Origin of the sequence: uncultured Kiloniella sp., from assembly GCF_937128705.1 — a bacterium.
Taxonomy (GTDB): Bacteria; Pseudomonadota; Alphaproteobacteria; order Kiloniellales; family Kiloniellaceae; genus Kiloniella.
In genome coordinates this window covers 1-8,875 of record NZ_CAKZMP010000166.1, presented here as the reverse complement: position 1 = coordinate 8,875, position 8,875 = coordinate 1, and the positions used below count along the sequence as shown (strand labels likewise).

Below are 8,875 nucleotides of genomic sequence, written 5' to 3'. Positions count from 1 at the left end.
AATCGGGATGAATTTTGTGCCAAAAACCACACAAGAAACGACAAATATAAACACGCGGGTTGAGTTTGATGTCGTTGCGATGAGTGAGCCCAATACACTGTTGCGCGTATTGGAATACTTTGCATTGATTGGGGCGACGCCAAGCAATGTGAAAGCTGATGCGACCCCAGACGATACACAAACTATTTCCATTATTGTTGAGGGGGTATCTGAGCAACGTGCTTATATACTCGCAGGCAAAATCAATGAGATCTTTACGGTCAACTCTACAAGTTATGCATTCGAGCCAATAAAGACATCGGTCGGTAAGACGAGCCAACCAGATATGCTGATGTGTGCTTGAAATTCGGGTTTAGGAAATCAGGCCAGGTCTTTCCCCGCCAAACAGAGCAGCATCCCAGCTTTCGCCCTCTAGGCATCTCGCAGCAAGATGACCGTAGTAAACTGCGGATGCCAAAGAGCCGGGAGAATAGGCATCTCCTATGACTTCCAAGGTTTTGATTCCAGCTTTGTTCAACTTGTCAGGGTCGCTTTCCAGCTGATGGAATAAAGCGTCATTGGCATACCTCGCGGTTATTAACAATAAGCTATCACCTTGGATGTTTTTGGTTTTTCCTGTGTAGGTACAGGATAGCTCAATCTTGCTCTCAGTCACATGTGATATGGCCTGATTTGTGATGAGTTCTACGCCAAGATTGATAAGCTTTGCCTGTATCTTTTCTTGTTCAAGCGTGTATTCACTCCATGCCGATACCTTTGCTGCTGGTGTAACCAAGGTTACCTTGTGTCCGGCGTTGATAAGTTTTTCGGCGAGCACGCCGCCCATGTAATAGTGATCATCATCAAATATGACAATATGTCCTGTGGGGATCTCTCCGTCCATTATATCATCGGGGGTAAAGCTCGGAATGGTGTCCAGCCCCGGAATAGGGTGCTGATGATACCGTCCGGTGCCGTCTCGTCGCCAATGAGACCCCGTCGCCAGCAAGACGTGAGGAAATCCAAAGTCCAGTATGGCATCTTCATCAAGTGGGCTGTCTTTGTAAATTTCAACATTCGCCATTTGAGTGAGAAGATTTACACGATAGTCCCGAACTCGGGCATAGCTGGATAGACCTGGGAGCTGGCTTTCTTTTGTGGCTCGCCCACCAAGATCTTTTCCTGCCTCTGCCAAGGTGACCTGATAACCTCTGTTGGCAAGTTGCAAGGCTGCTTCAAGCCCTGATGGACCCGCACCAACAACAAGTACAGAACTGTCTGATGCCTTGGGTGCGATTTTTTCCGGATGCCACTTACGGCGCCATTCTTCACCCATTGTGGGGTTTTGAGTACAACGAATTGGGACGCTGAGATTATCACCGCTAACACAGATATTGCATCCGATGCATTCGCGTATTTCATCAATGCGTCCCTGGGCTATTTTGTTTGGTAAGAAAGGATCGGCGATTGAGGGGCGTGCAGCCCCAATGAGGTCGAGGACGCCGCGTTTGATTTGGGAAACCATGGCATCTGGTGAAGTGAATCTCCCCACGCCAACAACGGGTTTAGTGGTTAGTGACTTCACAAAAGATGTGTATTTTTCCTGATAACCTTCGATCGGTTCGAAACGCGCGGTTGACGAATCATGTGACCAACCACTGATATTAACATCCCAAAGATCTGGAAGTTCGGCGAGAAGTCCGACAACTTCTTGCGCTTCCCCTTCAGAGGTCATACCGCCTTTGCCCATAAGTTCATCGACGGCAAAACGAAAGGCGATGGCACATTGATCGCCAACGGCATCTTTCACCTCAGAGATAACTTCACGGGTTAGGCGTACGCGGTTCTTGATGGTGCCTCCGTAGTTGTCACTTCGGTGATTAAAGCGTTCCAACATAAAATGCATAAGGGTGGTCATACAATGGCCAGCATAGACATAGATAATGTCGTAACCTGCTTCGCGCGCGTTTAACGCTGCCTGACGATGCCATTTTCGGAAATTCTTGATGTCCGTTAAATCCATAGCACGCGCATGAACTGGGTCGTAGGAATCAACAGGTATTGGAGATGGAGCCATAGGGGGCAGCCGAGATGTCCTATTGGGAGCGTGGAATCCGTTGTGAACAAGCTCAATTCCCGCGAGTGCGTCATGTTCGTGGACCGCAGAGGTCATTAATCTGTGGGCGGGAATGTCAGATTTATCCCAAAGCCGCCCTTCGATTGAGGGAGAGATCTCTGATGAAGGATGAATTTCAACTTCTTCTGTACAGACGGCCCCCCAACCACCCTCGGCCTTGATACCACGCATGGCAGCAAGACTTTGCGGGCGAGCATACCCCATCCCATTACAATGTGGCACCTGATAAAATCGATTTTTCATGGTAACGGGGCCAATTTTTATTGGCTCGAAAAGGATATCATACCGAGAATAGCGGGCGTTAGAGGAGGGCATGTTAGGTTTCCGGATATCTGCTGACGTACTTGTGGCTTGTTTCTTTAAGCTCATTACAGTGATGATGTCAGAAGCAAGAGGGTGAGGCCAACAAGATTTATTTATGATGCTTTCATTCCGCTAATAGGAATTTAATTGCGACTTTTATCAGAGCCGTCATGAAAAATTCATTTGCGTTACTCGATATTTCGAATATTTTCGAAATAGTGTTTTTACAGGACGAATATCAAGAATAGAAGGATCAAAACTGTGGCAGTACGTGTGGGCATTAATGGCTTTGGCCGTATGGGAAAACTTGTGCTGCGGGCGGCGTGGGACATGGAGGGCATCGACATTGTTCATATCAATGAAATCAGTGGGGGCGTAGAGTGCGCGGCCCACTTGCTGGAATTTGATACCGTCCATGGCCGGTGGGATAAAGCTATTGATGTTGAGGGGGATACCATCATCATCGAAGGGCAGGCTGTGAGTTTTTCTGAAGAAAAAAACATATCCCATGTCGGTTGGGCCGATCGTGGTGTGGATGTGGTTCTTGAATGTTCGGGCAAGTTCAAAAGCAGAGAAGCCCTGACCCCTTATCTTGATGAGGGGGTGAAAAAGGTTCTGGTGGCTGCGCCTGTTAAGTCAGAAGGGGTTCCTAATTTGGTCTATGGCGTTAATGAAGATCTTTATGACCCGGCCAAGGATGACATCTTAACTGCTGCATCCTGTACAACGAACTGTATTGCCCCTGTTATTAAGGTAATCCACGAAGCTTTGGGTATTGAACGTGGTTCCATTACAACCATTCACGATGTTACCAATACACAGGTCATGGTTGATGCGCCGCACAAGGATTTACGCCGCGCCCGATCAGGGCTTAATTCTTTGATCCCGACGACGACGGGTTCTGCAACCGCGATTACGATGATCTACCCGGAATTAAAAGGGAAATTAAACGGTCACGCAGTAAGGGTACCCCTGTTAAATGCTTCTTTGACCGATTGTGTCTTTGAGCTGGCGCGGGATACAACAGCGGAAGAGGTTAATCAGCTTTTTCAGTTAGCTGCAGATGGTGAGCTGAAGGATATTCTCGGGTTTGAAAGCCGGCCACTTGTCTCTACCGATTTTGTCAATGACCCTCGCTCGGTAATCATCGATGGCCCAAGCACCATGGTTGTGGATAAGCGTCATCTGAAGATTTATGCCTGGTATGATAACGAATGGGGATATGTAAATCGTATGTCTGATTTACTGTCCATGATCAGTCGTGATCTTCACTCTAGTTGCTTAACTTAACTCTTTCTCCCGGTATCTTGTGGGTTGTTGCATCGTTCATGTAGAAATACCTACATTTCACTCTTCACGCCTTGAGCAAAAATTAAGTTAAACAACTATAATTAGAGCTGACCGGGATTAAAATTGACGGGTAGATTCAATGTCTGATTTACGTAGCTACAGTGCTGTAACAGCAGCCTATTGGGGTTTTACCCTGACGGATGGTGCCCTGCGCATGTTGGTATTGTTACACTTCCATCGTCTTGGGTTTACCCCACTTGATTTGGCTTATCTGTTTTTGCTTTACGAAGCGATGGGGATTGTAACCAACTTTGTTGGGGGATGGATTGCGGCGCGGTTTGGGCTAAGGCTAACCCTTTTCTTGGGGCTTATTATCCAGATTGTGGCGCTGGGATTGCTCTCTCAATTACATGCCGAGTGGTCAATCGACTTTTCGATCATCTATGTGATGGGGGCACAGGCGTTATCAGGTGTTGCCAAAGACCTGACGAAAATGAGCTCTAAGTCTGCTGTGAAGCTTGTGGCGAAAGATGATGGGGAAGACAAAGGAACTTTGTTTCGATGGGTCGCTATTTTAACGGGCTCTAAAAATGCTCTCAAAGGTCTTGGTTTTCTCCTCGGCGGTGTTTTGCTGGAATGGATCGGGTTTGAAGATTCTCTGCTTTCAATGGCTTTGGGTTTAATTGTCGTTCTCGTTACGACATCTCTGATCGTGAAGGTTGATTTGGGCAAGGCAAAACAAAAAATTCGTGCCAAGGAGCTCTTTTCAAAATCCAGAGCCATAAATGTTCTTTCATTTGCGCGGATTTTTCTCTTTGCAGCGAGAGATGTTTGGTTTGTGGTTGGGTTACCAGTTTTTCTCTATTCTACTCTTGGCTGGTCTTTTGATGAAGTCGGTGCGTTTATGGCGCTTTGGGTCATTGGTTATGGTATTGTTCAGGCGCTGGTGCCAAAATTAACTAAAAAAGTAAAAGACCCTCGTTCCGGGATTGTGGCTGCACGTTTTTGGGGGATTGTATTGGCGGTTTTACCTGCCGTTATCGCAGCTATTCTATGGCATGATTTACCTTTTTCTGGCACTTTTCTTCTGGTGGGGCTTCTCGTCTTCGGCTTTGTCTTTGCTGTTAATTCTTCTCTGCATTCTTATCTGATTGTTGCGTGCTCTGATGCAGACAAAGTTGCTCTTAATGTTGGGTTCTATTACATGGCCAATGCCATTGGCCGCCTTGTGGGTACGCTGCTTTCCGGGTTGATCTTTCAATATGCCGGTCTTGAAGCTTGTTTATTGGCATCAACAGCAATGCTTGTTGTTGCAACTCTTACTGCCTTTTTTCTGGAACCAGAACAGTCCTCTATATCTTCGTCTGCTTAAAGGGCTTCATTTCAGAGCTGGCCCGAAGTTATTTTTGTGAGATGATCTTCTCGGGCATTGCGTCTTATAGGAGAGAAGGTAAAGTGTTTTTTCATATAAATTATGGGGGCCGCAATGACCGACAAAAAGACGACGACAGAAACCTGCAAAAATCAGGATCAACGATCTAAGGTTCTGGGTAGAAGACAAGCTCTTGGAGCTTTGGTCACCGCTGGTGCCGCGACACTTGCCGCCCCCACTGTCGTTAAGGCTCAGGATACAATAACTTGGAAAATGGCCATGAGTTGGCCGCGCAATTCGCCTGGCGTGGGGATGAATGCTCAGCGTTTAGCCGAGATGATTACGACGATGTCCGGTGGCCGCTTACGCGTTGATGTTTATGCTGGTGGAGAGTTGGTTCCCCCCTTTGAAGTCTTCGATGCCGTGTCCAATGGTGTTGCGGAGATGGGGCATGCAACGCCTTATTATTGGCAGGGGAAAGACAAGGTCTTTCATTTTTTCACGGGTGTCCCTTTTGGGCTGAGTGTTGCTGAATATACTGGCTGGCTTTACTTCGGAGGTGGGCAAGATCTTTGGCAGAAGGCTTATGAACCCTTTGGTGTTTTACCTTTTTACGCCGGATCTTCCGGGCCACAAGCCGGAGGATGGTTCCGTAAAGAAATCAATAGTCTCGAAGATTTACAAGGTATCAAGATGCGAATCGCGGGCTTGGGCGGAGAGGTCATGCGGAAGTTGGGTGTGAATGTTGTTTTGATGCCACCGGGTGAGATTTTTGCGGCTATGAAATCGGGTACTGTTGATGCCGCGGAATGGGTGGGGCCCTGGAACGATATTGCATTCGGGCTCTATAAAGCTGCGAATTACTATTATATGCCAGCGTTCCACGAAATTGGTCCTGCATTGGAAGCAATGGTTAACAAAGAAGCTTATGATGCTTTGCCAGATGATCTGAAAGAGATTGTAAAGCGTGCCGTTATGGCGTCTGCAAATGAGAGCTATGCTGATTTTACTTATGGAAATGTGAAGTCTTTCGAACCCCTGTTGGCAAAAGAGGGAGTTGAATTACGTCGCTTCCCGGATGATGTGATGAAGGCGCTTTACACAGCATCGGAAGAAACGCTGATTGAAATCAGCCAAACAAGTTCATTGGCGAAAGAAATTTTCGATAGCTTTGTCGCGTATCGAAAAGAAGCAAATAACTATGCAAAAGCATCAGAACTTGCGGCGCTTGAAATGCGCGCTAAGGCTATGGAATAGGGGCGAGAGCATCCTGCCATTCCTGAAAGAGCGTGATTGTGAATTCGGTAACTTGTATTTTTAAAATGTTATAATATAACTAATGCCGTTTTACCGTCATAATTTTATGTGACTTAAATCGTGACGGTTATCTTTAAAGGAACAGGTTAGAGTGATTTCTTGTAAACGAGTAGGGCTGAGCTGGATAAAGCAGGGCTGGAGGCAGGTATTTTGTGCAGGACTTCTACTTACCTTGCTCTATCCTGCTTATGCACAATCCCATCCGCATGTTTGGGTTGATGCTGCGGTTATAATCCATCGAAATGATGCAGGAGAAATCTCTGCTCTGGAACCTGTGTGGATTTTTGATGATCTCTACACGGCTTCTTTGCTGCCTGATTTGGATAAGGATCAGAGCGGTGAAGTTGAGAAAACAGAGTTGTTAACCTTTGCGAGAGAGGCCGTCGGAAATTTGCGGGAGTGGGACTATTTTTTGAAGGTTAAAAGAGACGATAAATATAGCCCCCTTTATAAAAAAGAAATTATTGCTGATGGAGCTGTGCTCAATAACCGTCTCTTATTAAGGTTTCGATTGGAACTTGAAGAACCGATCACCCAAGGTACGGCAATTCAGATGCAGATGTATGATCCATCTTATTTTATTGCTATTGATGTTATCGAAGATAATACAGTTTCTTATCTTCCTGCGACGATGAGTGCTTGTACTCATCGTGTTACCCATCCTGATGACAATTTAGAGAATGGAACGACGCTTTCAGATTTGGTTTTTAGTGACGAAGAAGTTGCCCAAAACCCTGATCTTGGATCAATTTTTGCTAAGACAGTTACGGTGACATGTTAAAACTATTTGGACTAAACACAAAATCGACGGCGGCAATTTTTAGTATCTTTGTGGTCTTGTTTCTATTGGCAGGAATCGTTGCGTTACTTAATATTTTCTCTGTCGAAGATCAGTCTGTAATTGATTTTACGCTTAATGAAATTCGCCTTCAGCAAAGAAATTTTTCTGACCTATTGGGCCAAGGCGTTCGGGCTCTTGGGGATGATATCGGTTTCGATTCTATTCTTCACCTCGTTTGGATTTGTTTTCTCTATGGTGTTTTCCATGCGCTGGGACCTGGCCATGGAAAAGCAGTCATTGCAAGTTATACCCTGACCACTGATACCAAGGTCTTGCCCGCAGTTTTGTTGTCTATGGCTTCTTCTTTTGTTCAAGGATTAACCGCGATCATAATCGTTGGAACGTGTTATTTTCTTCTAGAGACAAGTGTTCGAAGCACATCGCTCGCAATCGAAGATGTGATGGAACCACTTAGTTATGGTGCGGTGTCAATTGTTGGGCTTGTTCTTATTTGGCGTGGGATAAGAGGCGATGCACATGCGGGGTGTGGGCATGATCATAGCGTAGATGGCGCGGGTGGACATCATAGTTGTTGCGGGCACAAGGTTTTGGACGAGAACAAACCGGAAGCAACGTCAGTTGGGGCCCAAAAAAGCAGGCGTGATTTGATTGCGATCATTCTTGCTGTTGGTATCCGACCTTGTACGGGCGCGCTGCTGGTACTCATCCTTGCGTTTGTTCTTGGTCACTGGGCGGGTGGTTTAGCCGCCGTACTTGCAATGTCTTTTGGCACAGGTATTACCGTATCGCTTCTGGCTATAGGGGCGCGTGGTATCCGGTTTCCGCTTATGAAGATTATGGATGAAATTGGCGTACATGTGGGGTATTTCGGGCGCTATATTTCACTACTTGGTGGTATTGTTATTGTGATGATTGGCCTGTTTCTTCTGGTTGACACACTGATGACCCCCAAACATCCTTTTGCCTGAAGCAGGGGCATACGAATAGGGTATTCCAGTTGTCAATTTCGCTATCTGACTAATTCTAGGCTAAACTATGGTTCAAGTGGAAAAGACTTTGGCTTATAGGGGTGCCCAAGAGGTTTAGAATGTCAGATTTATTCAAACAGGCATTTACTGTTGCAGGCATGATTGGTTTCGTTTTTCTGACCTTTCTCGGCACGTCGATCATTACGGGGCACTTTAACTCTATTCTTTTAAATCAGCGCAAGTTTTGGAAAAACCTCTGCGGAGAGCGAGCAGATGGACCCGTTTTTATTCTGGCTGTCTTGTCTCTTGGTCTGATTGTGATGGGCTATGGAATTGAAAGCCCGTGGTTACTGGGGATGGGCCTGAGTATGACGATGTTCTGCTATGTTAAGTACAGAGAAACGACTGTTGTTGATCCTTTTGATGATCAGGAATAACGGCTTTAATTGCGCCTTACAGTTCCTTCTTTCAGGCTTGACCCAGTTCTTTAACGGCATAAGCTGGCGCCGAAACAATTGAGTTCTACAGACAAATTGATTGGGGCTGGTAATGGATCTGAGAAATATTAAGCCGGGCGATCTCGCTATATTGGGGCTGCCTGTTGATCACAATTCATCTTTCATGACTGGCCCTGCCATGGGGCCACAGCGTATGCGCGAAGCTTTGCATTGTGGTTCGGCGAATCTTACCTGTGAAAACGGGCATGA

9 protein-coding genes are annotated in these 8,875 nt (G+C 46.2%); 8 read left to right on the top strand and 1 reads right to left on the bottom strand.

The features are described from left to right. Positions 1–343, top strand: a 343-nt coding sequence (locus Q0241_RS09380; RefSeq protein WP_299376519.1) for a hypothetical protein, incomplete at its 5' end; no start/stop codon positions are given. 9 nt (positions 344–352) lie between these two features. Here the strand turns inward: Q0241_RS09380 and Q0241_RS09375 are convergent. Beyond that, positions 353–2,431: an FAD-dependent oxidoreductase gene (locus Q0241_RS09375; RefSeq protein ID WP_299376515.1), complete on the bottom strand. Its 2,079-nt coding sequence runs from the start codon at positions 2,429–2,431 to the stop codon at positions 353–355. A 249-nt stretch (positions 2,432–2,680) separates the two neighbouring features. Between Q0241_RS09375 and Q0241_RS09370 the strand changes: the two genes are divergently transcribed. From Q0241_RS09370 to Q0241_RS22570, 7 genes are all read left to right on the top strand, one after another. Beyond that, positions 2,681–3,709 (top strand): ArsJ-associated glyceraldehyde-3-phosphate dehydrogenase, encoded by a 1,029-nt coding sequence (locus Q0241_RS09370; RefSeq protein WP_366941163.1) that lies wholly within the window; start codon positions 2,681–2,683, stop codon positions 3,707–3,709. A gap of 139 nt (positions 3,710–3,848) precedes the next feature. Continuing rightward, entirely contained in the window at positions 3,849–5,081 is a 1,233-nt protein-coding gene (gene arsJ, locus Q0241_RS09365) for an organoarsenical effux MFS transporter ArsJ (RefSeq protein ID WP_299376513.1), read from the top strand. A 114-nt stretch (positions 5,082–5,195) separates the two neighbouring features. Then, positions 5,196–6,338, top strand: coding sequence for a TRAP transporter substrate-binding protein (locus Q0241_RS09360; protein WP_299376511.1), 1,143 nt, complete (start codon positions 5,196–5,198; stop codon positions 6,336–6,338). A gap of 151 nt (positions 6,339–6,489) precedes the next feature. Further along, on the top strand, positions 6,490–7,179 hold the full coding sequence (locus tag Q0241_RS09355) for a DUF1007 family protein (RefSeq protein WP_299376508.1): 690 nt from the start codon (positions 6,490–6,492) through the stop codon (positions 7,177–7,179). Next, the gene (locus tag Q0241_RS09350; RefSeq protein WP_299376506.1) at positions 7,173–8,168 is read left to right on the top strand and encodes a hypothetical protein; all 996 of its coding nucleotides are present in this window, start codon (positions 7,173–7,175) and stop codon (positions 8,166–8,168) included. Before Q0241_RS09355 ends, Q0241_RS09350 begins: the two co-directional genes overlap by 7 nt. A 119-nt stretch (positions 8,169–8,287) precedes the next feature. Next, a complete protein-coding gene (locus tag Q0241_RS09345; protein ID WP_299376503.1) occupies positions 8,288–8,605 on the top strand; it encodes a hypothetical protein in 318 nt (105 codons plus the stop codon). A gap of 112 nt (positions 8,606–8,717) precedes the next feature. Further along, a partial coding sequence (locus Q0241_RS22570) for an arginase family protein (protein WP_366941164.1) occupies positions 8,718–8,875 on the top strand: 158 nt, incomplete at its 3' end.

Excerpts from the sequence above, each read along its gene's own strand:
- Q0241_RS09375 (WP_299376515.1), bottom strand. The coding sequence starts at position 2,431 with ATGCCCTCCTCTAACGCCCGCTATTCTCGGTATGATATCCTTTTCGAG.
- arsJ (WP_299376513.1), top strand. The coding sequence starts at position 3,849 with ATGTCTGATTTACGTAGCTACAGTGCTGTAACAGCAGCCTATTGGGGT.
- Q0241_RS09360 (WP_299376511.1), top strand. The coding sequence starts at position 5,196 with ATGACCGACAAAAAGACGACGACAGAAACCTGCAAAAATCAGGATCAA.
- Q0241_RS09350 (WP_299376506.1), top strand. The coding sequence starts at position 7,173 with ATGTTAAAACTATTTGGACTAAACACAAAATCGACGGCGGCAATTTTT.
- Q0241_RS09345 (WP_299376503.1), top strand. The coding sequence starts at position 8,288 with ATGTCAGATTTATTCAAACAGGCATTTACTGTTGCAGGCATGATTGGT.